The sequence below is a fragment of the Nocardioides luteus genome, from assembly GCF_000960475.2.
In the GTDB taxonomy this organism is placed as follows: domain Bacteria; phylum Actinomycetota; class Actinomycetes; order Propionibacteriales; family Nocardioidaceae; genus Nocardioides; species Nocardioides luteus_A.
Map to the genome: position 1 here is coordinate 44,563 of NZ_JZDQ02000034.1, position 24,580 is coordinate 69,142.

Below are 24,580 nucleotides of genomic sequence, written 5' to 3' on the forward strand. Positions count from 1 at the left end.
GTGATGCGGACTCAGTGGAACGAGTCACCACAGGCGCAGGAGCCGGTGGCGTTGGGGTTGTCGATGGTGAACCCCTGCTTCTCGATGCTGTCCACGAAGTCGATCATCGCGCCGTTGAGGTAAGGAACGCTCATCCGGTCGACGACGACGGAGACGCCGTCGAAGTCGGTGACGACGTCACCATCGAGGGTGCGCTCGTCGAAGAAGAGCTGGTAGCGCAGGCCGGAGCAGCCACCGGGCTGCACGGAGATGCGCAGGCTCAGGTCGTCGCGGCCTTCCTGCTCCAGGAGGCTCTTCACCTTCGCGGCGGCAACGTCGCTCAGGTTGATGGAGTCGGCGCGGCGTTCGGTCGTCTGCTCGGTCATGTAGCTGGGCTCCCTGTGCGTGGGTGCGGGTTGTGTCTTAAGGCTCAATCGTCGCACATCCTCGGTTATTCCCGGTGGTCCGCGGACCACGTCCTGGCCACCCTGGCGGCGACCTGGACCAGGGAGTCGTACGCCTGGCCCAGTGCCTGCTCCTCGCCGACGCTGTCGACGAGCGAGTAGGCGGCGTCGATGCCGAGGGTGCGCATCTCGCGACCGCTCATGCTGACCTTCCCGGCGAGCACGATGCAGGGCCGCAGCGCCTGCTCGGCCAGTCTCGCCACCCCGGCGGGCACCTTCCCGGCAGCGCTCTGCGGGTCGAAGGAGCCTTCACCGGTGATCACCAGGTCGGCCCGGGCGGCCAGCTCCGGGAGCCCGAGCAGGTCGGCGACGACGTCGAACCCGGACCGGCGCGTGGCCCCGAGGAGCAGCAGCGCGAACCCCATCCCACCGGCCGCGCCGGCGCCCTTCTCGGTCGCAATCTTGCGGGAGGTCGCGGCTGCCAGGTCCTGGAGCGCGCCGTCCCAGCGGGGCATGGTCTCCTCGGCCAGCCCCTTCTGCGCGCCGTAGACCTTGATCGCACCGAAGAGCCCGGTCAGCGGGTTGTCCACATCGCTGGCGATCACGATCTCGAGGCCGAGCGGCTCGGGGAGCGTGACCTCGGAGATGCCCTCGAGCCCGGCCACACCGGCGTCGAGCGGCCTGTCGGCGGTCGCCCCCAGCGCAGCGAGCAGGCCCGCTCCCCCGTCGCTGGTGCCCGAGCCGCCGAGACCGACGACGACCTCGGTCGCGCCGGCGTCACGGGCCGCGAGGAGCAGCTGCCCCACGCCGTACGAGGTCGCCTGCTCGGCTCCCTTCCCGCCGGTCAGGTGCAGTCCCGCGGCCTGCGCCGACTCGACATAGGCGGTGGCGCCCTCGACCAGGACCTGAGCGGTCACGGGCTCGCCGTGCGGACCCCTGACCTCGACCTCGCGCAGGTCGCCGCCGAGGACCTCGTGGAGGAGCTCGAGGAAGCCCGGGCCGCCGTCGGCCATCGGCGCCAGCGAGAGCTCGTCGCCAGGTGCCGTACGCCGCCAGCCCTCCGCGATCGCGGCCGCCGCCTGGGAGGCGGTGAGCGTGCCTGCGTACTTGTCGGGGGCGATCAGCACTCGCATGGCCGAAACCTACCCGCGCACCGAAGCCGGCGGGCGTCCCGCACGGTCGTTTCGAGTCGTAACCATCACGCATGCGTCGCGTTAAGGTCGTTTCGTGCGGATCTTCGGGCGACGCCGGGCCAGTGACTCAGAGACCAGGCGGATCAGCGCCTTCTGGACCTGGTGGGCCCAGAAGGGCGCGCTGGCCTGCGGTGCCGCGCTCGACGCCGACGACCAGGACGCGCTGGTCGCCCTGCTGGCGCGGCGGGTGGACGCGATGGAGGCGGGCCTGAGCTGGGAGGTCGGCCCGGGACCCTTGGGCGGACGGCTGCTGGTCGTCTCGGCGGGCGGCAACCCGGACCATCGCGCGCTGGCCCGCCGGTGGCTGCTGGCCGCCCCCGAGCCGGACGGCGTCTCGCCCTGGGAGTTCAGCGACCAGCGCCCACCGGTCGACGACCCGGTCGAGGCGGTGCTCACCACCCCCGGCGGTGCCGCCATCCGGCTGGCCGACATGCTGGTCGGCGCCCGGCAGAACGGTGCCCACTTCGACCTCACACTCTTCCATCCGGCGTTCCCCGACCTCGCCGAGGACGCCCGGCTGCAGATCGCCTTCCATGCCCTCGACACCACGCTGGGCGAGTCCGGCACGGAGCTGTGGATCGGCGAGGTCGAGACCACCCTCACCCGTCCCCGCGACGGCTTCGGCCTCGACGGCCTGCGCGCCGCGGTGAGGAACCTCCGCAAGGAGTACGTCGACCCCGACGGCAACCCGGCCTGGGTGCTGCTCCACGGGGAGAGCCCGCAGGGTCCGGTGATCGCGAGCGCGGTCGTGCCGCTGCACCCGGTCACCGCGCCCAACCTGACCCACCACGTCGGGGTGATGGTGCCCTACATCGGCTTCGCCGAACGCGGTCTCCCCTCGGCCGACGCGCTGCGCGAGCTCGGCCAGCTCGAGGACCGGCTCTCCTCCACCCTCGGCCCCGACGGCCGGGTCGTGGCCCACGAGACCGCCAACGGCGTACGCCTCCTCCACGCCTACGTCGATCCGACCACCTCGGCGCCGCAGCGGCTCGAGGAGACGGTCGGCGGCTGGGCCCACGGCGACGTCGTCACCCGCGTCGACACCGACCCGGCCTGGGACGCCGTCCGGCCGCTGCGCGCCTGAGCCCACAGCGGCGAGTACCACCATGTGACCTACGCCACCGGGTTGTCGAACCCCCGACATGTATTATCGTCATCATGACGACTGTCGACCTCCCGCTGCTCCCCCTGGGGCGTGGCACCGACCTGAACTCCGAGCGTGGCGTCGAGTGCCCCGGCGACCTGCCGGCCGCCTCCGACCCCGACCTGGTCAAGCGCGCGCTCGCCGCCAAGGAGAAGCTCGGCGACAAGGTGTTCGTCCTCGGACACCACTACCAGCGCGACGAGGTCATCCAGTTCGCCGACGTGACCGGTGACTCCTTCAAGCTCGCGCGCGACGCGGCCGCCCGGCCCGACGCGGAGTACATCGTCTTCTGCGGCGTCCACTTCATGGCCGAGTCGGCCGACATCCTGACCTCTCCGTCGCAGGCGGTCATCCTCCCCGACCTCGCCGCCGGCTGCTCGATGGCCGACATGGCGCGCCTGGGCCAGGTCGAGAAGGCCTGGGAGGCGCTCTCAGAGGCGGGTGTGGCCGAGCAGGTCGTGCCGGTCACCTACATGAACTCCTCGGCCGACATCAAGGCGTTCTGCGGTCGCCACGACGGCGTCGTGTGCACCTCGTCCAACGCTCAGGCGGTGCTGGAGTGGGCCTTCGAGCAGAAGTCCGACGCCAAGGTGCTCTTCTTCCCCGACCAGCACCTCGGCCGCAACACCGCGGTCCTCAAGCTCGGCATGTCGCTCGACGACTGCGTGGTCTGGGACCCGCTCAAGCCGGGCGGCGGCGTAACCCCCGAGGAGCTGCGGGCGGCGAAGATGATCCTGTGGAAGGGCCACTGCTCGGTCCACGGCCGCTTCTCCCCCGACACCATCGACGACCTGCGCGCCGAGATCCCGGGCGTACAGATCCTCGTCCACCCCGAGTGCCAGCACGAGGTCGTCCTCAAGGCTGACCTGGTCGGCTCGACCGAGTTCATCATCTCGACCATCGAGGCCGCTCCTCCCGGGTCGGCCTGGGCGGTCGGCACCGAGCTCAACCTGGTCAAGCGCCTCGCCGCGGCCCACCCGGACAAGCGGATCGTCTTCCTCGACCGCACCGTCTGCTACTGCTCCACGATGAACCGGATCGACCTCCCCCACTTCGTCTGGGCCCTCGAGTCCCTGGTCGAGGGACAGGTCGTCAACCGCATCGAGGTCGACGCCGACACCGAGCACTACGCCAAGCTCGCCCTCCAGCGCATGCTCGACCTGCCGGGCAAGACCCAGGACGACTGACTTCTGGCCGAGGCGTCGGCTACGTCGGCCGAGTGGGCATATGCGTGCCCGCTCGGCCGACGTGCGTGACGCCTCGCCCGACCGGGCCGACGCCTCGCCCGACCGGGCTGACGCCTCGGCTGTCGTCAGCCGGTCGGGAGACGTACGGCGATCGTGGTGTCTCCGGGCTTGCTGGTGAGCCTCACCGTGCCGCCGTGCGAGGTGACGATGGCGTGGACCAGGGCGAGGCCGAGGCCGGCACCGCCGTCGCGCTGACGGGCCTCGTCGGCACGGGTGAAGCGCTCGAACGCGCGCGGGACGAGGGCAGCGGGAAAGCCGGGGCCGTCGTCGTGGACGTCGAACCCGTCAGGACGTACGCGGACCGTGACCGTGGTGCCGGCGGGCGTGTGCCGGCGCTCGTTGGTGAGCAGGTTGCTGATCACCTGGTGGAGGCGCTGAGCGTCGCCGGTGACGATCACCTCGGCGTCACCGGAGTCGGCGTCGGCCGGAAGCTCGAGCCGCCAGGTGTGTGAGGGGTCGATGACGCGGGCGTCGTCGACGGCCTCCAGGAGCAGCCGGGTCAGGTCGACGGAGTCGCGGGCGAGCGGACGGCCCTGGTCGAGGCGCGCGAGCAGGAGCAGGTCCTCGACCAGCGCGGTCATCCGCAGCGACTCCTCCTCGACCTTGCCGAGCGCCGTCGGGACCGCTTCGGGACGCTGCTGGGCCAGCTCCGTGTAGCCGCGGATCGTGGTCAGCGGGGTGCGCAGCTCGTGGGAGGCGTCGGCGACGAACTGGCGTACCTGCTGCTCGCTGCGGTGACGCTCGGCCAGCGAGGTCTCGACGTGGTCGAGCAGCGAGTTGAGCGCCGCGCCGACCTGACCGACCTCGGTGTCCTCGTCGGTGAGCCGCTCGGGAACCCGCTCGGTCACCGAGACCTCGCCGGAGGACAGCGGCAGCGCGGCCACCGTGTGGGCGGTGGCGGCGACCTCGCGCAGGGGGCTGAGCTGGCGGCGTACGACGAGGTAGCCGGCGCCCCCGGCGCCCACGACGCCCAGCAGGATCAGCAGGGTCTCCCAGAAGACCAGACTGTCGATCGTGTTGTCGACCTGCCCGGTCGAGTGTCCGGTGACGACGACCACCGACTGGCCGGTGTTCGGGTTCACCAGGGCTTGGGCGATCACCCGGTAGGTGCCCCGGTCGGTCAGCTCGACGTCGTGGGCGCGGGCGTCGACAGTCACCTGGTGCAGCACATCCAGGTCGGCGGCGCTGAGCTCCTGCATCTCGTCGGGATCGAAGTCGCCGATGTTGCCCCGAGGCTGACCGTTCTCGGGGAACTCGGCGATGATCGAGTCCGGGGCCATGTTCAACCGGACGCCTGGGCCCGGGCCGGCGACGCCGCGCGCCATGTCGCGTACGTCCCGGTCGAGTCGGTCCATCAACGTCTGCCGCAGCGCGATCGTGGCGACTGTGGCGATCAGCAACGAGACCACCAGCACCAGGGCGACCGCGGTGATGACCAGGCGTGAGATCAGCGGCGCGACCAGCCGTTTCAGCTTGCTCACTCAGCAGCCTTCAGCACATAGCCCGCGCCGCGCATGGTGTGGATCATCGGCTCGCGGCCGGCGTCGATCTTCTTGCGCAGGTAGGAGATGTAGAGCTCGACGACGTTGGCCTGGCCGCCGAAGTCGTAGGACCAGACCCGGTCGAGGATCTGGGCCTTGGACAGCACCCGGCGCGGGTTGCGCATCAGGAAGCGGAGCAGCTCGAACTCGGTCGCGGTGAGGGCGACCTCCTCCCCCGCACGGTGCACTTCCCGCGAGTCCTCGTCCATCGTCAGGTCCCCGACGCGGATCACCGAGTGCTCCTCGACCCGGGTCGCGCCGGCCCGTCGCATCAGCCCGCGCAGCCGGGCCACGAGCTCCTCCAGCGAGAACGGCTTGGTCACGTAGTCGTCACCGCCCGCGGTCAGCCCGGCCACCCGGTCCTCGACCGCATCCTTGGCGGTGAGGAAGAGGACGGGTACGGCCGGGTTGGTGGACCGTACGCGGCGCAGGACCTCGAGCCCGTCGAAGTCGGGCAGCATCCAGTCGAGCACGATCGCGTCGGGAGCGGTCTCCTTCGCGGCGGCCACGGCCTTGGAACCGGAGTGGGCCATGGTGATCTCCCAGCCCTCGAACCGCAGGGCCATCGCGATCAGCTCGGCGATGTTCACCTCGTCGTCGACGACGAGCACCCGCAGCGGCGACCCGTCGGCGCGGGTGAGGTCCTGTGCTCCACTCATGGCTCCATCATGCGGTCGCTTGCTGTGAGGCACCTGTGAGCTCGCTGTGGCGTGTCGATGTCATCCCTGACCACCGACCGGCATACCGGGCATCTGGCCCCCGGGACCGACGAACCGCTGCACATCGTTGCCCGGGCCAGGGCCCTCCTGCCCGGACGTGTCACCGCTGGGCAGCTCCTGTGACAGGTCGGCCAGGACGACCTGGTCACCCTCCTCGAGGCCGTCGGTGATCTCGATCCGGGTCGCACCGACCAGACCGGTGGTGACCTGCCTGCGCTCGGTCGTGTCGCCGTCGACGACCGTCACCGAGCCGCTGTCGAGGGCCGAGGCCGGGATCGTCACGACGTCCTCGGCCGAGCCGACGACGACCTCGACCGTGGCCGTGGTCCCGGCCAGGAGGTCCAGGCCGGTCTCGTCGAGCGTGACCGTGACGGGGAAGGTGCTGCTCCCCGAGGAGGTGTCCGGCACCTGGCCGACGAGGGTGACCTTGCCCGGAAGTGCCTTTTCGGCGCCGGCCGGGGTGACCTCGGCGATCTGGCCCACCTCGAGCTGCTCGACCTGGGTGGCGCTGACGGTGAGCTCGACGCTGGTCAGGCCCTTGGCGATGAGGGTCACCGCCTCGGTTCCGGCGGAGATCCGGTCGCCGTTCTTCACGTCCACCGACGCGACCGTGCCGGCCGCCGGCGCCTTCAGGACCGCACCCTGCAGCGCCGCCTTCGCCTCGGCGACGTCGGCCTTCGCCTGGTCGATCTCGGCCTGGTCGTCGGCGAGGGTCGCGGCGGTCACGCTCTCGCCACCGGACGCACCGGCACCGCCGGATCCACCGGACCCACCCGTTCCGCTCTGCCCGTCGTCGCTCGGGACGCCGCCGCTCTGCTCGCCCGGGGAGGTGCCGGTGCCCGGCAGCTGGCCGGAGCCACCCGTGGACCCGTCGGCGCCGCCGGAGGGCTGGCCGGAGCCTTGCGGCCCGTCGTTTCCTCCGGGCTGGTCCTGACCGCCGGAGGACCCCGCGCGCGCGAGGGCCCGGTCGAGCTGCTCGCTGTAGTCCTTCAGATCGGCCTTCGCCGTCTTCACAGCGGCCTTGGCGTCGGCGACGGCCGACTCGGCCGAGCCGAGCAATGCGGTGGCCTCGGTGACGGTGGCACCGGCCGAGTCCTGGGCGCCGAGCGCGGTCTCGAGATCCTCGTCGCAGGAGGTCGAGGTGTCGTCGGCGCAGGACTCCTGAGCCGCCTTCAGCGCGCCGGCGAGCTCACCGCTCTCGTCCAGCATGCCGCCGGCGGCGACCAGGACGGTCAGCTTCTCCAGCGCCGAGGTGAGATCCGTCTGCGCGCTGCCGAGCTCGGCCTCGGCGGCGTCGAGCGCCTTCTGTGCCGAGACGACCGCGTTCTGCAGCTTCTTGATCTGGGCGACGAGCTCCGCGGTCGTGTCCGCCGAGGCGGTGAGCGCGGACGACGACGGCGTCGACCCGGTCCAGACCGCGGCGACGTCCTCACCGGAGGACCCTGCCGAGCTCGGCGAGGCGCCGGTCTCCGAGGACGTACCCGCCGACGTCGAGGCGACACCGGAGACCTGGGCCTCCTTGTCGCTCTGCAGCTGCGCACGGGCAGCGGTCAGAGCCGCCTTGGCGGAGGTGAGGGACTTCTCGAGCGACGTACGGTCCAGCCGGGCCACCACCTGGCCCTTCTTCACGGTCTCGCCCTCGGCGACGACGGTCTCGACCGTCCCGTCGGTGGCGAAGGCGAGGTCGGCGCGGCCGTTGGGCGCGACGGTGCCGGTCAGCGAGAGGGTCTGCTCCACGTCGCCGGTGGTGACCGCGGCGGCACGGTAGCCGGCCGAGGGCGAGGCGGTCGCGGCGTACGCGGTGTAGCCACCGCCCGCGACCACGATGAGTGCGGCGGCGCCGGAGGCCGCCTTGACCCAGGTGCGGGAGACGCGCCTCATGACGAGGCTCCGTCCTGGCTCGGTGCGCCGCCGGGCATCATGCCGCGGCGACCGAAGCCGGCTGTGCACTCGCCGTCGACCGGGTCGGAGACGGTGAGCCGGTCGGCCGTGACCGCGCCGGCCTCGTCGGCCTCGCCGGTGGCGGTCACGCACCTGCCGACGACCAGCGCACTCTTCGTCGCGGTCTCGGTGGTCGTGTAGGTGGTGTCCGAGCCGACCGTGACGCTCACCGAGGTCGTCTCCTCGGAGCCGCGCGAGGTCGCCGCCACGGTGAATCCCGAGTCGCTGACCGCGGTCACCTCGCCCGAGGTGCCGCCCATGCCACCAGGGCCGCCCGAGGGCATGTCCGAGGGCATGGCCGTCGGCATGTCCGTCGGCATGTCACTGGGTGCCCCCTCGGGCCGCTGCCCACCAGCGAAGCCTCCGCCCGCGCAGGAGCCGTCGGCCTTCTCGCTGATCCTGACGGTGCCCGCGTCCACGGCGGTCTCGCTCGACTCGGAGCCGTCGGCGGCCGTGACCATGACGCAGCTCCCGACGGTGACGTCCGCCAGCGCCGCGCCGACCTCCTGGCTGATGCTGGTCGTGTCCGTGTAGGTGACCGCCGTCTGGGCGTCGCTGCCCTGGACCTGCAGGGTGCTGCCGTCGACGGCGGCGATCTCGCCGGAGGCACCGGGCATGCCGCCGCCCGTCCCCGGACCCTGCCCCTGGACGTACCCCTGCCCCATCTGGCCGGTGGCCGCGTCGCTGTCGGCACCGCAACCGGTCAGGGCGATGGCGCCGGCCGCGGCCAGAACAGCGAACGGCAGCGTGCGCGATCGCCGCGCGCGGAGCGTGAACGTGTTGGTCATCGAGATTCCTTCGTACGTCGAGATGGTCATGTCACTCGCTGCGGAGCGCGTCGATCGGGGTCAGGCGAGCGGCCCGGCTCGCGGGGTAGACCCCGAAGCCGACGCCGAGCGCCAGCGAGGTCACCAGCGCGGCGAGCGTCGCCACCAGGGACAGGGACACGGGCTGGTCGATCAGGCCGGGCAGTCCCCAGGCACCGACGGCGGCGATGACGATGCCGACGACGCCACCGGCCAGACCGAGCAGCGATGCCTCGGCCAGGAACTGGCGACGGATCACCGACGGAGTGGCGCCGAGCGCCTTGCGCAGGCCGATCTCGCGGATCCGCTCGGTGACGGAGACGAGCATGATGTTCATGACGCCGATGCCGCCCACGAGCAGCGAGATGGCCGCGATGCCGCCGAGCAGCACCGTCAGGGTCTTGTTCGTGGCGTTGGCGGTCTCGACCAGCGAGTCCTGCGAGGAGATCGAGAAGTCGGCCTCGTCCGCTTTCACGCCGTGCAGGTTGAGCAGCAGCGCGTTGATCTCCTGGTAGGCGGCAGAGAGTGCCTCGTCGGAGACCGCCTCGACGTAGACCGTCGAGACCGAGCCGCTCGTCGAGCCGGTGAGCGCCTTGGCGGTGCTCATCGGGGTGACCGCGGTGTCGTCCTCGGTGGAGCCCGACGAGCTCGCCCCGGTCGACTCCAGCACCCCGATCACCGTCAGTGCGGTGCCCCCGACCGAGACCGTCTCGCCGACCGGGCTGGCCGGACCGGTGAAGAGCTCGGCGGCGGTGTCGGCACCGAGCACGACCACCTTCGCTCCCGAGGCGACCTCCTCGGAGGTGAAGAACCGGCCGCTCGCGATCTCGCGCTTGCGCACGTCGGGCCACGTGGTCGTGGCGCCGACCAGCGAGGTCGTCCAGTTGGTCGAGGCGGTGTCGAGCTGGGCGTTCGAGGTGGTCACCGGGGCGACCGCCTCCACGTCCGGAGCGGCCTCGTCGTCCCCGAGCGCCTCGGCGTCGGAGAGCGTCAGCGTGGAGGCCGACCCGAAGCCGCCGCGTACGCCCGAGGAGTCCGTCGACGAGCCCGGCGAGACGATCAGCAGGTTGCTCCCCAGCGCGCTGATCTGGCTCTTGACCTGGTCCTGCGCACCCTGGCCGAGGCCGACGGTGAGGATCACCGAGGCGATGCCGATGACGATGCCGAGCATGGTCAGCAGCGACCGCAGCCGGTGCGAGCGCACCGCGTCCCACGCCGTCGCGAGGGTCTCTGCCCAGCTCATCGGGCCGCCTCCGTAGCGCAAGCGCCAGGATACGGACCCGGCCCGATGAAGATTCCATTGTTCGCTCGCTCACGCTCGCTCATCGCCCACCTCCGGCAAGCACCGGTTCGTCGGCCGTGATCAGGCCGTCGCGGATGGTCAGGTTGCGGCCGGCGCGGGCGGCGACCTCGTGCTCGTGGGTGATCAGCACGATGGTCCGCCCGCTCGCGTGCAGCTCGTCGAGCAGCGCGAGCACCGCCTCGGACGAGGCCGAGTCGAGGTTTCCGGTCGGCTCGTCCGCCAGGATGATGTCCGGCTCGGTGACCAGCGCCCGGGCCACCGCCACCCGCTGCTGCTGTCCGCCGGAGAGCTCACCGGGGCGGTTCTCGAGCCGATCGCCCAGCCCGACCCGCTCCAGCGCCCGGGCGGCGCGCTCGCGGCGCTGTGACCGGGGCGCACCGGCGTACACCAGCGGGAGCTCGACGTTGCGCCAGGCGGGCAGGCTCGGCAGCAGGTTGAACTGCTGGAAGACGAAGCCGATCCGCCGGTTGCGTACGTGGGCGAGGGATGCCTCCGACATCGTCGAGACGTCCTCGCCGCCGAGGTGGTAGCTGCCCTCGGTCGGCACGTCGAGGCAGCCGAGGATGTTCATCAGGGTCGACTTGCCGGAGCCGGAGGGGCCGACCACCGCGACGTACTCCCCTGCGGCGATCTCCATGTCGACGCCGCGCAGGGCCTCGAACTCGATCGATCCGGAGCGGTACGTCTTCCGCACGCCGTTCAGGGAGACGACCGGGGCGCTCGTGCTCACTGACCGCCACCCGTCTGACCCGGCATCCCGCCGGGGAACTGGCCGCCCCCGGGCATCTGCCTGATCTCTCCGCCGTCGCCGAAGCCTTCGAAGCCGCCCTCCTGGCCGCCCTCCCGGCCCCCGGATCCCGAGCCGCTGGGACGGGTGAAACCCTCGATCTCGACGGTGTCGCCCTCGTCGAGCCCCTCGGTGATCTCGGTCGTTGCGCCGTAGACCTCGCCGATCGTCACCTCGGTCTTGACCGTCTCGCCGTCGACGACCTTCTGCACGTACGCCTGGTCGCCGTCGGTCGTGATCGCGGCGCTGGCCACGGTGAGGACGTCCTCGCGCTGCTTCACCGTGATCTCGGCGGTGGCCGAGGTGCCCGGGTAGAGATCGTCGCGCTTGCCCGTGACGGTGATGCTCACCGGGAAGACCGCTGCGCCCGAGGAGCTGGTCTCGGCGACCTTGCCGACGGTCGCGACGGTGCCGAAGACCTTCTCGTCGACGCCGTTGACGGTGACGGTGGCCTGCAGGCCCTTCTTCAGCGAGGCCGCGTCGTCGGCGCTGACGGTCGCCTCGACAACGTAGCTGCCCGCCGAGACGATCGAGACCGTGCCGGCGTCGGAGGAGCCCGTGTCGGTGCCCGTGTCCTCCGAGCCGCCGCCCGTCGACGAGCCGGAGCCACCGGTGCCGCCCGATCCGCCGGAGGACGAGCCCGAGGAGGAGCCCACGACGTCGCCGACGGCGATGTCGAAGGCGGTGACGGTACCGCCGATCGTGGCCCGCAGCACGGCGTCCTCGACGGCCTGGCGGGCGGAGTCGAGGTCGGCCTCGGCGGCCGCGACGGCGGCCTCGTCCGAGGCGATCTGTACGTCGGTGGCCCCCGCGGACTCGTCGGTATCGAGCTGCTCCTGGGCGGCGGCGAGGGCCGACTCGGCCGCGGTGCGGTTGGCGACGAGGGTGGTGTCGTCCACCCGGGCCAGCGCGTCGCCCTTCTTCACGGTGTCGCCCTCGGCGGCGTAGATCTTCGTCACCGTTCCGGAGACCTCGAAGGACAGGTCAGCGGTCTCGGCCGCCTCCACGGTGCCGCTGCCCGACACCGTCTCCTTCACCGTCCCCGACGTCGCCTGGACCTGCATCGTCTGCGCCTGCCCGGTGTCCTCGCGGGTGAGCGCCCAGGCTCCCGCTCCGCCACCGACCACCACTGCCGCCACCCCGGCGGCGAGCAGGATCCGGGCTGTCCGCCCCAGCCTCCGCCACCGCTCCGTGAGTCTCTTGCGCACCACACTGCCTCTCTCGTACGCCCCGGCGGGGCGCCGGAGGGTCTGACGAGAGGACTGTGGTGAACCCGGCTATGCGGGAGGTCGGCCCCGGCTGTGGGGAGACTGTGAATCCGGTGCGTCGCCGAAGCTCAGGACTCGTGCCCTACCGCTCTCAGAGCCCGGGAGCGCCCCAGACGGCGAGCCAGCGGGAGAGGTCCTTCTCGACCGGCAGATCGCCCTCGATCGCCGAGCGGATGTTGATCTCGAGCAGGTTGTCGCGCTGCTGCGGGCCGGTCGGGACGAAGGGGTAGAAGGTGCCCTGCTTGTAGAGGTAGATCAGGCCGGCGCTGCGCCCGTCGGCGCCCTGGAAGGCGATCAGCGAGCACAGCAGCCCGGGGCCGAAGCCGTTCATCTCCAGCGTGGTGTTGACCGCGTGGAGGTCGGTGACGAGGCCGGTGATGTCGGGGTTGGCCGGGTCCAGGGCGTCGTGGTCGACGCTGAGCCAGGTGAAGCCGAACTCGTCGACGCTCGTGGTCACCTTCGGCGCACCCTCGGAGGCGCCGAGCAGGTCGATGATGTCGTTCTGCGTGCCGGCGAAGCCCGCACCGGACGCGGCCCGGTAGCAGACCGCCCCGTCGCCGGTCGGGACCAGCCCGAGCGAGGTCTGCATGGTGAGCGCGGCAGTCGGCACCGCGAACAGCGCGTCGAGGTTGGCCTGCTTCGGTCGCGTACGACCGGTGATGACGTCCCAGAAGCCCACGCGGCCGACCCTACTGCGCCGGACGGCCGAGCTCGGCCTCGATCCGGGCGAGTTGCTCCAGACGTTGCTCCAGAGACGGGTGCGTCGAGGTGAGCGTACGCAGCGACTGGCCGCTGATCGCCGGCGCGATGAAGAACGCGCTCATCGCCTGCGAGGACCGCAGGTCGCGGCTCGGGATCGCGGAGATCTCTCCGGTGATCTTCTGCAGCGCGCTGGCCAGCGCGGCCGGCTTCATGGTCAGCTGCGCGCCGGCCCGGTCGGCGGCGAGCTCGCGGTAGCGCGAGAGCATCCGCAACAGCAGCCAGGACACCGCGTAGACCGCCAGCGAGACCAGCAGCACCACCAGCCACACCGGGAGGCCGTTGTTGTTGTCGCGGCGGCCGCCACCGGCGTACGCGCCGTACTGCGAACCCCTGCTCAGCATCCCGGCCACGATGCCGGCCGAGGAGGCGACGGTCATCACCAGCACGTCGCGGTGGGCGACGTGGGAGAGCTCGTGGGCGATCACGCCCTCGAGCTCCTCGGCGGTCAGCCGCTGCATGATGCCGGTGGTCACCACGACCACGGCCCGCTTCGGCGAGCGGCCGGTGGCGAAAGCGTTGGGCATGTCGGTGTAGGCGATCCCGACGCGCGGCTTGGGCATGTCGGCCAGCGCGCACAGCCGGTCGATCATCGCGTGCAGCTCGGGTGCTTCCTGGGCCGACACCTCTCGCGCGCGCATCGCGCGCATCGCGAGGGTGTCGGAGGAGTACCACTGCCACCAGGCGATGCCGAGCCCGACGATGGCGATGATCGGCGCCCACTGCGCGGGCATCACGAACATCAGCGCCACGATGAGCCCGACGAAGAGCGCGCCCAGCAGGAACATCACCGTGGTCATCCGGGCGGTCAGCCCGGCATCACCTTGGAAGCGTGACATGGTCGTGCGGGTCTCTAGCCGGGGATGAGGCCCTCGTCGCCGAGCATCTCAGAGACCTCGGCGAGCGTGGAGCCGGGTCCGGGGAGGATCAGGTCGGAGGAGTCGATCGCGTCGACGGGGTGGGCGGTGCCCAGCGAACGCACGCCGTCGAGCAGCGCGGCCAGCGCGGCGTCGAAGACGGCCTCGTCGGTGCCCTGGCAGGCGGACTCGACCGCGGCGTCGAGCTCGTTGAGCTTGTCCATGGCGGCCTCGTCGAGGTCGTACTGCCCCTCGCCCAGAATGCGAACGATCACTGCTCGGCCTTCTTCTCGGTCGCTTCCACGTCGATGACCGGCGCGTTGGCGTCGGCGCCGGGCAGCGCCTGGGTCTGCTGCGGAGCGCTGAGACCCTTGAGGGCGGCGAGCTCGGCCTCGACGTCGTTGGTCGAGCTGAGCGCGTCGAGCTGGCGGGTGATGTCGTCGGACGGACCGGCGGTCAGGTCGTCGAGGGCGCCCGAGGCGAGCAGCTCGTCGACGGCACCCGCGCGAGCCTGCATCTCGAGGGTCTTGTCCTCGGCCCGCTGCATCGCCATGCCGATGTCGCCCATCTCCTCGCCGATGCCGGAGACGGCCTCGTTGATCCGGGTCTGCGCCTCGGCGGCGGTGTAGGTCGCCTTGATGGTCTCCTTCTTGGTGCGGAAGGCCTCCACCTTGGCCTGCAGCCGCTGCTGGGCGAGGGTGAGCTTCTCCTCCTCACCCTGGAGCGTGGCGAGCTGCGTGTTGAGATCGTTGATCTGGCTGGTCAGACCCGACTTGCGGGTCAGCGCCTCGCGAGCGAGATCCTCGCGGTTCATCTCGATGGCCTTCTGGGCCTGACCGGTGAGCTTGTCGGACTGCTGCTTGAGCCCGTTGATCTGCAGCTCGACGCGCTTGCGGCTGGTCGCGACGTCCGCGACGCCGCGGCGCACCTGCTGCAGCATCTGAAGCTGCTTCTGGTAGCTGTAGTCGAGCACCTCCCGGGGGTCCTCGGCCTTGTCGAGCGCCTTGTTTGCCTTCGCCTTGAAGACCAGGCTCAGCCGCTTCATCACACTCATCGGTTCCCTTTACGCCTCTCATATGCGGCGACCGCCGGCCGCCCCGCGTCATCGCTTGCCGCTGGACTCTCGTCGTCCTAGGACAAGTGTTGCCTCTCACCTTAGGCCGGGTCCACAAAACTCGCTGTCAAGGCCGCTCGGGATATCCTGTGTGTGTCCCAGCCAACAGGTAAGAGGTCACTTAAGTTGTTCGGTCGCAAGTCCCCCGCCCAGCAGGTCGTCGAGCCCGAGAGCCCGGTCAAGGAGACCGGCAAGGGTCGCCCGACCCCCACGCGCAAGGAGGCGGAGGCGGCTCGCAAGGCGCGCCTGAAGCAGCCGCGTACGCGCAAGGAGATCAACGCCGCCAACCGCGCCCAGCGGGCCGAGCAGGGCGACAAGATGCGCCAGGCGATGAAGACCGGCGACGAGCGCTACCTGCCGCTGCGCGACAGGGGCCCGGTCAAGCGCTTCATCCGCGACTGGATCGACGCCCGCTTCACCTTCGCCGAGATCGTGCTGCCGGTGCTGATCATCGCGCTCGTGGTGCCCTACATCAGCCTCGAGCTGGCGATGTACTCCCAGCTCTTCACGCTCGTCGTGATGGCGACCGTGATCGTCAACCTGATCGTGCTGCGCTTCCTGCTCCGCAAGGAGCTCAAGCGCCGCTTCCCCGACAACGACCTCAAGGGCACCACCTACTACGCGATCATGCGGGCCATCCAGATCCGCTTCCTGCGCCTGCCGAAGCCGCAGGTCAAGATCGGCTCCCAGCTCCCCGACAACTACCGCTGAGGCACCCCGCGGGGCGTCAGATCCCGAGGACGTCCTCCAGGCCGATGGTGAGCCCGGGCCGCGAGCCGATACCGCGGATGGCGGCGAGGACGCCGTGGGCGAAGGACGCGTGCGAGAGCGAGTCGTGGCGGATGGTCAGCAGCTCGCCGACACCGCCGAGGATGACCTCTTGGTGGGCGACGGAGCCGGACATCCGCAGGGAGTGGACAGGAATGCCCTCCACGGAGGCTCCACGGGCCCCGTCGAGGGCCGACGTGGTCGCGTCGGGCGCGGGGGCCACCCCGGCCTCGCGACGCGCGGCAGCGACGAGCTCGGCGGTCCTGCGTGCCGTACCGGAGGGGGCGTCGGCCTTCCGCTCGTGGTGGGTCTCGACGATCTCCACGGACGGGAAGTGGGCCGCGGCGAGCTCGGCGAAGCGCATCATCAGCACGGCACCGACCGAGAAGTTGGGCACCACCATCGCGCCGATCTCCGGCGCCTTCGCCAGCCAGGCCTCGAGCTGCTCGACGCGGTCGGGGCCGAAGCCCGAGGTGCCGATCACCGTGTGCACGCCGTGGGACAGGCAGAACTCGGCGTTGCCCATCACCGCCTCGAGGGTGGTGACGTCCACGGCCACATCGGCGCCGGCGTCGGTGATCGCCGACAGCTCGTCGCCACGACCGATCCTCGCCACGAGCTCGAGATCCTCGGCGGACTCGACCGCCTCGCAGACCGCCGAACCGAGCTTGCCACGTGCACCGAGAACCGCCACCTTGATCATGGGCGCAACCTTATAGATCACGCTCCAGCAACGATCTACCAGCATCCGGTGAACAAATCGCGAGGCTTGTCCCGAGCCTGTCGAAGGGGTCGTGAGCGGAACCGTAGAAGGATCTGGCAGTCTTGGACCCATGGTGGTGCAGACGATCCCTGCTCGGATCCGTTGGGCCGTTGACTTCATGGACATTCAACCGAACGATCATGTCCTTGAAGTCGGCTGCGGTCCGGGGGCTGGTGCCGAGCTGATCTGTAGCCGGCTGGAGACCGGAAAGCTGTTTGCGATCGACCGCTCGGAGTCGGGTGTCGATCGTACGAAGCGACGCTGCGCGAAATACCTGGAGGCAGGACGCCTCACGGTCCGCCAGATCGACCTCGCGACGCTGCGGGTCCCGGTCAAGCGGCTGACGAAGGTCTTCGCGTTCAACGTCAACCTGTTCTGGGTGCGTGACGCATCCGCCGAGATCGCGCTGCTCCATGAGCGCGTGCTCCCCGGCGGCACGGTCAACCTCTTCTACGAGGCGACCCAGCGTGAGCAGGTCCCCGAGATCATCGAGAAGTCGAGCAAGGCGTTGGCCGACGCCGGCTTCCGGGTCTCCATCGTCGACTCCAAGGTGCCCGCCGCCGTCGGCATCATCGGCCGCCGCTGACCCCGTAACGCGCCGAGTCGGCTCGTCATGACGAGCCGACTCGGCTGACGTTCCGGTCAGAACGAGCCGACTCGGCTTCAGGCCGGTCCCACGACCGCGAGGATCTCGGGGCGGGTGAGGATCTCGGCGGCCACCTCGCGACAGTCCTCCAGGGTGACCGCGTCGATGCGGGCCAGGACCTCGTCGATCGAGTAGAGCTCGCGGTGGACCAGCTCGGCGCGGCCGATGCGGGACATCCGGGAGGCGGAGTCCTCCAGGCCCAGCACGAGGCCGCCACGCAGCTGGCCCTTGCCGAGCTCGAGCTCCTCGGCGGTGATGCCGTCGCGGGCGACGGCGGCCAGTTCGGAGCGTACGACCTCGAGGACCTCGTCGAGCTTGGCCGGCAGGCAGCCGACCTGGACCCCGAAGAGGCCCGTCTCGGCGTGGCTGTAGGCGTAGGAGTAGACCGAGTAGGCCAGGCCCCGGTGCTCGCGGACCTCCTGGAAGAGCCGTGAGGAGGTCGCGCCGCCGACGGCGGTGTTGACCACCTCGAACGCGAACCGGCGGTCGTCACCACGCTGCAGGCCCTCGCGGGCCAGGATCACGTTGACCTGCTCCAGCGGACGCTGGGCGCTGATCTCGCCGGCAGCGACCTCCAGCGGAGAACCCTCGCGAGGAGGCACCGGGGCGGCCGAGGCCGTCAGGAAGCCCGACCCCGAGAACGCCTTCTCGACCATCGCCACGACCTCGTCGTGGTCGACGTTGCCGGCGACGGAGACGACCATCCGGGGCGCGACGTAGTGCTCCTGGTAGAAGTCGTTGATCTCCTCGCGGGTCAGCGCGGTGATCGAGGCCTCGGTGCCGGCGATGCCCCGCCCGAGCGGTGTCTCGGCACCCCACGCCTGCGCGGCGACGAGGTTGTGGATCACGTCGTCGGGGTCGTCGTCGTGCATCGCGATCTCGTCGAGGATCACGTCACGCTCGGCCTCGACGTCCTCGGCCGTGATCAGCGAGGAGGTCAGCATGTCGCCCACGACGTCGATCGCGAGCGGCAGGTCGACGTCGAGCACCCGGGCGTGGAAGCAGGTGTACTCCTTGGCGGTGTAGGCGTTGAACTCCCCACCGACGCGGTCCATCGAGGAGGAGATCTCCAAGGCCGTACGCGACGGGGTGCCCTTGAACAGCAGGTGCTCGAGGAAGTGGGAGCAGCCGTGCTGACGCGCGGTCTCGTCGCGGGACCCGACGCCGATGAAGACGCCGACCGCGGCCGAGCGGACCCCGGCCATCTGCTCGGTCACGATCCGCAGGCCCGAGGGGTGGACCGTGCGGCGTACGAGCGACGTCACCGCGCCGTTGACCTCGGTCTGCTCGAGCGTGACGGTGGTGCCGGGCTCCTGGTTATAGCCGGAGGACCGGCCGACACCCATGTGTCGACCGGTCCCCCAGGTAGTGCGTGACGCCAAGGTCACTCCTCGTCTGCGGCCTCGGTGGCGGTCTCAGCCGGAGTCTCCTCGGCGGAAGCCTCCTCCTCGAGCACCGGGGCGAGCGAGAGCTTGCCGCGGTCGTCGATCTCGGCGATCTCGACCTGGATCTTCTGGCCGACCTCGACGACGTCCTCGACCGACTCCACGCGCTTGCCGCCGTTGAGGGCGCGCAGCTTGGTGATGTGGAGCAGGCCGTCCTTGCCCGGGAGCAGGGCGACGAAGGCACCGAAGTTGGTCGTCTTCACGACCGTGCCGAGGTAGCGCTCGCCGACCTCGGGCATGGTCGGGTTGGCGATCGCGTTGACCGCCGCACGGGCGGCCTCAGCGGCAGCGCCGTCGGTCGCACCGATGAGCACCGTGCCGTCGTCCTCGATGGAGATCTGGGCGCCGGTGTCCTCCTGGATCTGGTTGATCACCTTGCCCTTCGGGCCGATGACCTCGCCGATCTTGTCCACGGGGACCTTCACGGTGATGATCCGCGGGGCGGTCGGGGCCATCTCCTCGACGCCGCCGATGGCCTCGTGCATGACGTCCAGGATGGTCGTCCGCGCGTCCTTGGCCTGGTTGAGCGCCTGGGCGAGGACCTCGGCCGGGATGCCGTCCAGCTTGGTGTCGAGCTGCAGCGCGGTCACGAACTCCGCGGTGCCGGCGACCTTGAAGTCCATGTCGCCGAAGGCGTCCTCGGCACCGAGGATGTCGGTGAGCGCGACGTACTTGGTCTCGCCGTCGATCTCACCGGAGATCAGACCCATCGCGATACCGGCGACCGGGGCCTTCAGCGGGACACCGGCGTTGAGCAGCGACATCGTCGAGGCGCAGACCGAGCCCATCGAGGTCGAGCCGTTGGAGCCCATCGCCTCGGAGAGCTGGCGGATCGCGTAGGGGAACTCCTCGCGGCTCGGGAGCACCGGCAGGAGCGCGCGGCGGGCGAGCGCACCGTGGCCGACCTCGCGGCGCTTGGGCGAGCCGACCCGGCCGGTCTCACCGGTGGAGAACGGCGGGAAGACGTACTTGTGCATGTAGCGGCGCGACTTCTCCGGGGAGAGGGTGTCGAGCTGCTGCTCCATCTTGAGCATGTCGAGGGTGGTGACACCCAGGATCTGGGTCTCGCCGCGCTCGAAGAGCGAGGAGCCGTGGACCCGCGGGATCACGCCGACCTCGGAGTGCAGCGGACGGATGTCGGCCAGGCCGCGACCGTCGATGCGGACCTTGTCGCGCAGGACCTGCTCGCGCACGGCCTTCTTGGTCAGCGCGCGGAACGCGGCGCCGATCTCGCCCTCGCGGCCCTCGAACTGGGCGCCGATCTTCTCGAGCAGCGAGGCCTTGATCCGGTCGGCCTCTTCGTCGCGCTCCTGCTTGCCGAGCGTGCGCTCGCGCTTGCCACCGACGGTGTAGAGGTCCTTCACGTCGGCGCCGACGGTGGCCTCGACGGCCTCGTAGACGTCGTCCTGGTAGTCCAGGAAGATCGGGTACTCCTGCACCGGCTTGGCGGCCTGCTTGGCCAGCTCGGCCTGGGCCTCGACCAGCTGCTTGATGAACGGCTTGGCGGCGTCCAGGCCGCCGGCCACGATCGGCTCGGTCGGCGCCTGGGCACCGGACTGGACCAGGTCCCAGGTCTTCTCGGTGGACTCGGCCTCGACCATCATGATGGCGACGTCGCCGGTGTCGGTGACGCGGCCGGCGACGACCATGTCGAAGACGGCGTTCTCGAGCTGGCTGTGGGTCGGGAAGGCGACCCACTGGCCCTCGATCAGGGCGACGCGCACGCCGCCGACCGGGCCCGAGAACGGCAGGCCGGAGAGCTGGGTGGACATCGACGCGGCGTTGATCGCGAGCACGTCGTAGGGCTGGTCGGGGTCGAGCGCCATGACGGTGATGACGACCTGGACCTCGTTGCGCAGACCCTTCTTGAAGGTCGGGCGCAGCGGGCGGTCGATCAGGCGGCAGGTGAGGATCGCGTCCTCGCCCGGGCGGCCCTCGGAACGGAAGAACGAGCCGGGGATCTTGCCCGCCGCGTACATCCGCTCCTCGACGTCGATGGTGAGCGGGAAGAAGTCGAAGTGGTCCTTCGGCTGCTTCGAGACGGTGGTCGCCGACAGCAGCATCGTCTCGTCGTCGAGGTAGGCGGTCACGGAACCCGCGGCCTGACGGGCGAGCAGCCCGGTCTCGAACTTGACGGTGCGGGTGCCGAACTTGCCGTTGTCGATGGTCGTCTCGACGGCAGTGATGACTGGTTCGGTCAAGGAATTCGTCCTTAGTCTTTGTCGCGGAGCGTCCCCGCGCCGGGCGTGTGCGCTCGTTGCGCACAGGGCCGGTCTTCGATCGAGACCCTCAGCCTTCGCGGCAGATGCCGCGATCTGGGAGTCACTACCGAGGACCGAGCCGGTCGGGCGGGCCGCTCCTGGTGATGATCATTTCTTCGTACGCCGGCCGGTGGCCGTAGCACTCTCCGTCCAGCCTATCCGCCCACCGCCCGAAACGTGGAACGCGCGCCCCTCTCGCGTCTCACACGACGGTGACCGGGTGACGCACGACGGCGTCGAAGAAGTAGCCGCCGGGGTTGTGAGCGGCGACGTCGGGCTGGGTGCGGCCGGCCCGGTCGGTGGCCCGGACGAGGATCTCGTACGTCCCCGGCTCGGGGTCGCGCCAGGTGTAGTCCCACTGCGCCCAGCCGATCCCGTGGCCGCCGGTGGGGCGGCCCGGCGCGTGCGGGACGGCCGGTGCCCAGGTCTCTCCCCCGTCGACGCTGATCTCGACGCGCGCGATCGGCGCCGCCCCGGACCACGAGCGGCCGCTGAGCACGATCCGGTCCCCCGCCGGGATCTCCGCGTTCCACGCGAGCTCGAGGGCGGAGCGCACCGGGTTGACCGTGAGCGGGCCGTCCACGTTGTACCACTTCGTGTCCCACGGCGATGTCAGCACGCTCGTGGACACCTCGAGCGAGCCGAGCCACTTGATCGACGCGATGCCGATCCAACCCGGGAGCAGCAGCCGCAGCGGGAAGCCGTGGTCCGGGAGCAGGTCCTCGCCGTTGGCACCCCAGACGAGCAGGGCGTCGTCGAAGGCCTTCTCGATCGGGAACGGCCGTCGCACCCGGCCGTAGTCGACACCCTTGTCCACGTAGCTGGCATCGAGCCCGGTCGCCTGCACCGAGACCGCGTCCGGACGGACGCCGACGGCGGTGAGGACGTCCTGGAGACGTACGCCCTTCCAGCGGACCGCCCCGACCGCACCGAGCGTCCACTTCGTGCCGCTGACCTCCTGGCCCTGCTGGGTGGTGAAGAAGCTGCGGCCGTTGCCGGTGCACTCGTGCACGGAGGTCGTCTCGACGTGCCGGAAGGCCTTGAGGTCGTCGAGGGTGAGCTTCACGCCGGCGGGGTCGCGCAGCCCGTCGCCGACGATCTCCAGCTCGTAGGTCTCCGGGTCGATCCGCGGGGTGGCGGTGTGGTTGCGCACGAACAGGTCGGCCTGCGGGGTCAGGTAGCGGCGCGGGTCGACCGAGTCCCAGCGGGTCTCGGCGTTGGTGCCGTAGTCGATGAACCGTTCCGCGGGCAACGGCTTGAGGATCGCGGGCGCTCCCGCCGCCGCACCGGCGACGACCGAGTCAGTCACCTGGGTGGCGCCCACGGCAGCCGCCCCGAGCGCAGCGGTGGTGAGGAACGTACGTCGGTTCAGACCTGGGGGCGTCATACCCGGATATTAACATGACCAACTTACTCTTGTTAGACCTTCGACAGCCGCCCCGGCCACCAGATCCGGTCGCCGGCGTCGAGGTTGATGGCCGTGACCAGGATCGAGCGGACGATCATCGTGTCGAGCATGACGCCCAGGGCGACCGTCACGCCGAGCTCGGCCAGGAAGACCATCGGCAGCGAGCCGAGCACCAGGAAGGTCGCGGCCAGCACGACCCCCGCCGAGGTGATCACCCCGCCGGTCGAGGTCAGGGCGACCAGCGACCCCGCCCGAGTGCCACGGGTCTGCGCCTCCTCGCGCACCCGGGTCATCAGGAAGATGTTGTAGTCGATGCCCAGCGCCACCAGGAACACGAAGGCGAACAGCGGGAACGACGGATCCGTCCCCGCGAAGTCGAAGACGTACTCGAAGAGCAGCACCGAGATGCCGAGCGCGGCCCCGAACGACAGGATCACCGTGCCGAGCAGGATCAGCGGGGCGAAAACCGCCCGCAGGAGCACCATCAGCACCAGCAGGACCACCACCAGGATGATCGGGATGATCACGAGGTCGTCGCGCTGGCTGGCCTCGAGGGTGTCGAGCATCATCGCCGACGTGCCGGTCACCAGAGCCTCGGCGCCGTCCACCCCGTGCACGGCCGAGCGGGAGGCACCGACGATGTCGTACGCCTCGGGCGAGGTCACGTCGGCGTCGACCACTGCCGCGATCGCGACGACACCGTCCTGGGCCGGGCCGAGCGGGAAGCTCTTCACCTCCCCCGCCGGCGTCGCGGTGGACACCAGCCCCTCGACACCGTCGAGCGCCTGCTGCACCTGCGCCTGCGCCGCCGCGTCGGCGACCACGAGCAGCTGGTTGGACTGGTCGGCCATGTCATGGTCGACCAGCACCTGCAGACCGGTGATCGAGTCGAACTCCTTGGTGTAGGTCTCGTCCGAGGCCAGCCCGTTGGCGTCGAGCCGCAGCAGGCCGAGGCAGGCGATGAGCAGCACGACCGTGGTGGTGATCCAGACCGCGCGCGGACGGACCGAGACCATCGAGCCGACCTTCGCCCACAGGCCGGTCTCGGTCGGCTCCGCCGAGCCGTACGTCGGACGCTTCGGCCAGAAGACCCACCGGCCGCAGATGACCAGCAGGGCAGGCAGCAACGTGACCATCGCCAGATAGGTCACCCCGATCCCGACGGCGACGACCGGCCCCATCCCGGCGGTCGAGTTCATCTCCGCGAAGGTCAGGCAGAGCATGGCCAGGATGACGGTGACGGCGCTGGCGAGGATCGCCGGGGCGGCCCGGTGCAGGGCGTGCGCCATCGCCTCGTGCCGGTCCTCGAAGTTGCGCAGCTCCTCGCGGTAGCGGGAGACCAGCAGGAGCGCGTAGTCGGTGCCGGCGCCGATCGCGAGGATGCTCAAGATGGCCTGGCTCTGGCCGTTGACGGTGAGGCCCGCATCCTTCGCCAGGAAGTAGACCAGGCCCATCGTCACCCCCAGACCGACGACCACCGAGACGATCGGGAAGACCCAGAGCACCGGGCTGCGATAGACGAACAGCAGGATCACCACGACCACCACGAGCGCTGCCAGCAGCAGTGTCGTGTCGATGCCACCGAACGCCTCCGCGGCGTCGGCCGCGGAGCCACCCTGGCCGGTGACGTGCAGCCGCACGCCGTCGTGGTCGGCGATCTCGCGGACGTCGTCGACGATGCCGGGCATCTTGTTCCAGCCGGAGGAGCCGAGGTCGAAGGTCACCGTGAGCTGGGCGACCTCACCGTCCTTCGACAGCTGCGGAGGCGCGACGTCGCCCTCGACCCCGTCGAGGCCACTGAGTGCTGCGATGTCGCTCGCGGCGACCGCGGCCAGGTCGTCCCCGGTGGTCTCGGTCGAGGTGTAGACGAGCGTGGTGGGGATCGCGTTGGGGTTCTGGAAGGGGCTCATCTTGTCGAACCCGCGCGTCGACTCCGCCGACGCCGGCAGCCATGAGCTCGCCTCGTTGTTCTGCACCTCGGTGAGCTTCCCGGCGTATCCGCCGAGAGCCACCACCGCGAGCAGCCAGAACACCACGACGAGGTATTTGGTCTTGGGCCCGGTCAGGGTGCCCGCAATCTGTCGATGCACGGTTCAAGACTGCCTCCGATGCCCCTGAGAGCGCATCAGGAATACCCCCTGGAGTTCCCTGCGGGCCGAACCTTCCCCTAAATCGGCGAACGGGCCGCCCCCATGTAGGGGCGACCCGTTGCTTGCGAAGATCAAGC

22 protein-coding genes are annotated in these 24,580 nt (G+C 70.4%); 4 read left to right on the forward strand and 18 right to left on the reverse strand.

Annotated elements, in window-relative coordinates:
* Positions 1-11: 11 nt before the first annotated feature.
* Positions 12-365: an iron-sulfur cluster insertion protein ErpA gene (gene erpA / locus UG56_RS21455; RefSeq protein ID WP_008363173.1), complete on the reverse strand. Its 354-nt coding sequence runs from the start codon at positions 363-365 to the stop codon at positions 12-14.
* Positions 366-430: 65 nt separating this feature from the next.
* Positions 431-1,516 (reverse strand): glycerate kinase family protein, encoded by a 1,086-nt coding sequence (locus UG56_RS21460; RefSeq protein ID WP_045548831.1) that lies wholly within the window; start codon positions 1,514-1,516, stop codon positions 431-433.
* A gap of 94 nt (positions 1,517-1,610) precedes the next feature.
* On the opposite strand from UG56_RS21460, the gene UG56_RS21465 reads away from it, so the two are divergent.
* Entirely contained in the window at positions 1,611-2,660 is a 1,050-nt protein-coding gene (locus tag UG56_RS21465; RefSeq protein ID WP_071327239.1) for a DUF695 domain-containing protein, read from the forward strand.
* A gap of 74 nt (positions 2,661-2,734) precedes the next feature.
* Positions 2,735-3,907, forward strand: a complete 1,173-nt coding sequence (nadA, locus tag UG56_RS21470; RefSeq protein ID WP_045548834.1) for a quinolinate synthase NadA — start codon at positions 2,735-2,737, stop codon at positions 3,905-3,907.
* Between the two features lie 125 nt (positions 3,908-4,032).
* Here nadA and UG56_RS21475 read toward each other — a convergent pair whose 3' ends face one another.
* From UG56_RS21475 to UG56_RS21525, 11 genes are all read right to left on the reverse strand, one after another.
* On the reverse strand, positions 4,033-5,448 hold the full coding sequence (locus tag UG56_RS21475) for a sensor histidine kinase (RefSeq protein ID WP_045548835.1): 1,416 nt from the start codon (positions 5,446-5,448) through the stop codon (positions 4,033-4,035).
* Positions 5,445-6,167, reverse strand: a complete 723-nt coding sequence (locus UG56_RS21480; protein ID WP_045548836.1) for a response regulator transcription factor — start codon at positions 6,165-6,167, stop codon at positions 5,445-5,447. Before UG56_RS21480 ends, UG56_RS21475 begins: the two co-directional genes overlap by 4 nt.
* Before the next feature lie 60 nt (positions 6,168-6,227).
* Positions 6,228-8,108, reverse strand: a complete 1,881-nt coding sequence (locus UG56_RS21485; RefSeq protein WP_071327240.1) for an efflux RND transporter periplasmic adaptor subunit — start codon at positions 8,106-8,108, stop codon at positions 6,228-6,230.
* Positions 8,105-8,956: a hypothetical protein gene (locus UG56_RS21490; RefSeq protein ID WP_071327244.1), complete on the reverse strand. Its 852-nt coding sequence runs from the start codon at positions 8,954-8,956 to the stop codon at positions 8,105-8,107. The genes UG56_RS21485 and UG56_RS21490 overlap by 4 nt, the downstream gene beginning before the upstream one ends.
* Positions 8,957-8,987: 31 nt before the next feature.
* Positions 8,988-10,217 (reverse strand): ABC transporter permease, encoded by a 1,230-nt coding sequence (locus UG56_RS21495; RefSeq protein WP_045548839.1) that lies wholly within the window; start codon positions 10,215-10,217, stop codon positions 8,988-8,990.
* Between the two features lie 79 nt (positions 10,218-10,296).
* Positions 10,297-11,007 (reverse strand): ABC transporter ATP-binding protein, encoded by a 711-nt coding sequence (locus UG56_RS21500; protein ID WP_045548840.1) that lies wholly within the window; start codon positions 11,005-11,007, stop codon positions 10,297-10,299.
* Positions 11,004-12,272, reverse strand: a complete 1,269-nt coding sequence (locus UG56_RS21505; RefSeq protein WP_256206815.1) for an efflux RND transporter periplasmic adaptor subunit — start codon at positions 12,270-12,272, stop codon at positions 11,004-11,006. Before UG56_RS21505 ends, UG56_RS21500 begins: the two co-directional genes overlap by 4 nt.
* A 151-nt stretch (positions 12,273-12,423) precedes the next feature.
* On the reverse strand, positions 12,424-13,011 hold the full coding sequence (gene pspAB / locus UG56_RS21510; protein ID WP_045548842.1) for a PspA-associated protein PspAB: 588 nt from the start codon (positions 13,009-13,011) through the stop codon (positions 12,424-12,426).
* A 10-nt stretch (positions 13,012-13,021) separates the two neighbouring features.
* Complete coding sequence (htpX, locus tag UG56_RS21515; RefSeq protein ID WP_045548843.1) at positions 13,022-13,930, reverse strand: zinc metalloprotease HtpX; 909 nt, start codon at positions 13,928-13,930, stop codon at positions 13,022-13,024.
* Positions 13,931-13,944: 14 nt separating this feature from the next.
* The gene (gene pspAA, locus UG56_RS21520) at positions 13,945-14,223 is read right to left on the reverse strand and encodes a PspA-associated protein PspAA (protein ID WP_045548844.1); all 279 of its coding nucleotides are present in this window, start codon (positions 14,221-14,223) and stop codon (positions 13,945-13,947) included.
* Positions 14,220-15,002, reverse strand: coding sequence for a PspA/IM30 family protein (locus tag UG56_RS21525; protein WP_045548845.1), 783 nt, complete (start codon positions 15,000-15,002; stop codon positions 14,220-14,222). The genes pspAA and UG56_RS21525 overlap by 4 nt, the downstream gene beginning before the upstream one ends.
* Before the next feature lie 186 nt (positions 15,003-15,188).
* Here UG56_RS21525 and UG56_RS21530 point away from each other — a divergent pair, with 186 nt between their 5' ends.
* A complete protein-coding gene (locus UG56_RS21530) occupies positions 15,189-15,773 on the forward strand; it encodes a DUF3043 domain-containing protein (RefSeq protein ID WP_045548846.1) in 585 nt (194 codons plus the stop codon).
* 16 nt (positions 15,774-15,789) lie between these two features.
* Here the strand turns inward: UG56_RS21530 and dapB are convergent, their stop codons facing one another.
* Positions 15,790-16,533: a 4-hydroxy-tetrahydrodipicolinate reductase gene (gene dapB, locus UG56_RS21535; RefSeq protein ID WP_045548847.1), complete on the reverse strand. Its 744-nt coding sequence runs from the start codon at positions 16,531-16,533 to the stop codon at positions 15,790-15,792.
* A 130-nt stretch (positions 16,534-16,663) separates the two neighbouring features.
* Here dapB and UG56_RS21540 point away from each other — a divergent pair, with 130 nt between their 5' ends.
* Positions 16,664-17,179 (forward strand): class I SAM-dependent methyltransferase, encoded by a 516-nt coding sequence (locus UG56_RS21540; RefSeq protein ID WP_045548848.1) that lies wholly within the window; start codon positions 16,664-16,666, stop codon positions 17,177-17,179.
* A 77-nt stretch (positions 17,180-17,256) separates the two neighbouring features.
* Here the strand turns inward: UG56_RS21540 and UG56_RS21545 are convergent, their stop codons facing one another.
* From UG56_RS21545 to UG56_RS21560, 4 genes are all read right to left on the reverse strand, one after another.
* Entirely contained in the window at positions 17,257-18,627 is a 1,371-nt protein-coding gene (locus UG56_RS21545; protein WP_371264403.1) for a M16 family metallopeptidase, read from the reverse strand.
* A complete protein-coding gene (locus UG56_RS21550; protein ID WP_045548850.1) occupies positions 18,624-20,885 on the reverse strand; it encodes a polyribonucleotide nucleotidyltransferase in 2,262 nt (753 codons plus the stop codon). The genes UG56_RS21545 and UG56_RS21550 overlap by 4 nt, the downstream gene beginning before the upstream one ends.
* 262 nt (positions 20,886-21,147) lie before the next feature.
* Positions 21,148-22,332, reverse strand: coding sequence for a sulfite oxidase (locus UG56_RS21555; RefSeq protein WP_045548851.1), 1,185 nt, complete (start codon positions 22,330-22,332; stop codon positions 21,148-21,150).
* A gap of 32 nt (positions 22,333-22,364) precedes the next feature.
* A complete protein-coding gene (locus tag UG56_RS21560) occupies positions 22,365-24,443 on the reverse strand; it encodes an MMPL family transporter (RefSeq protein WP_045548852.1) in 2,079 nt (692 codons plus the stop codon).
* Positions 24,444-24,580: the final 137 nt, after the last annotated feature.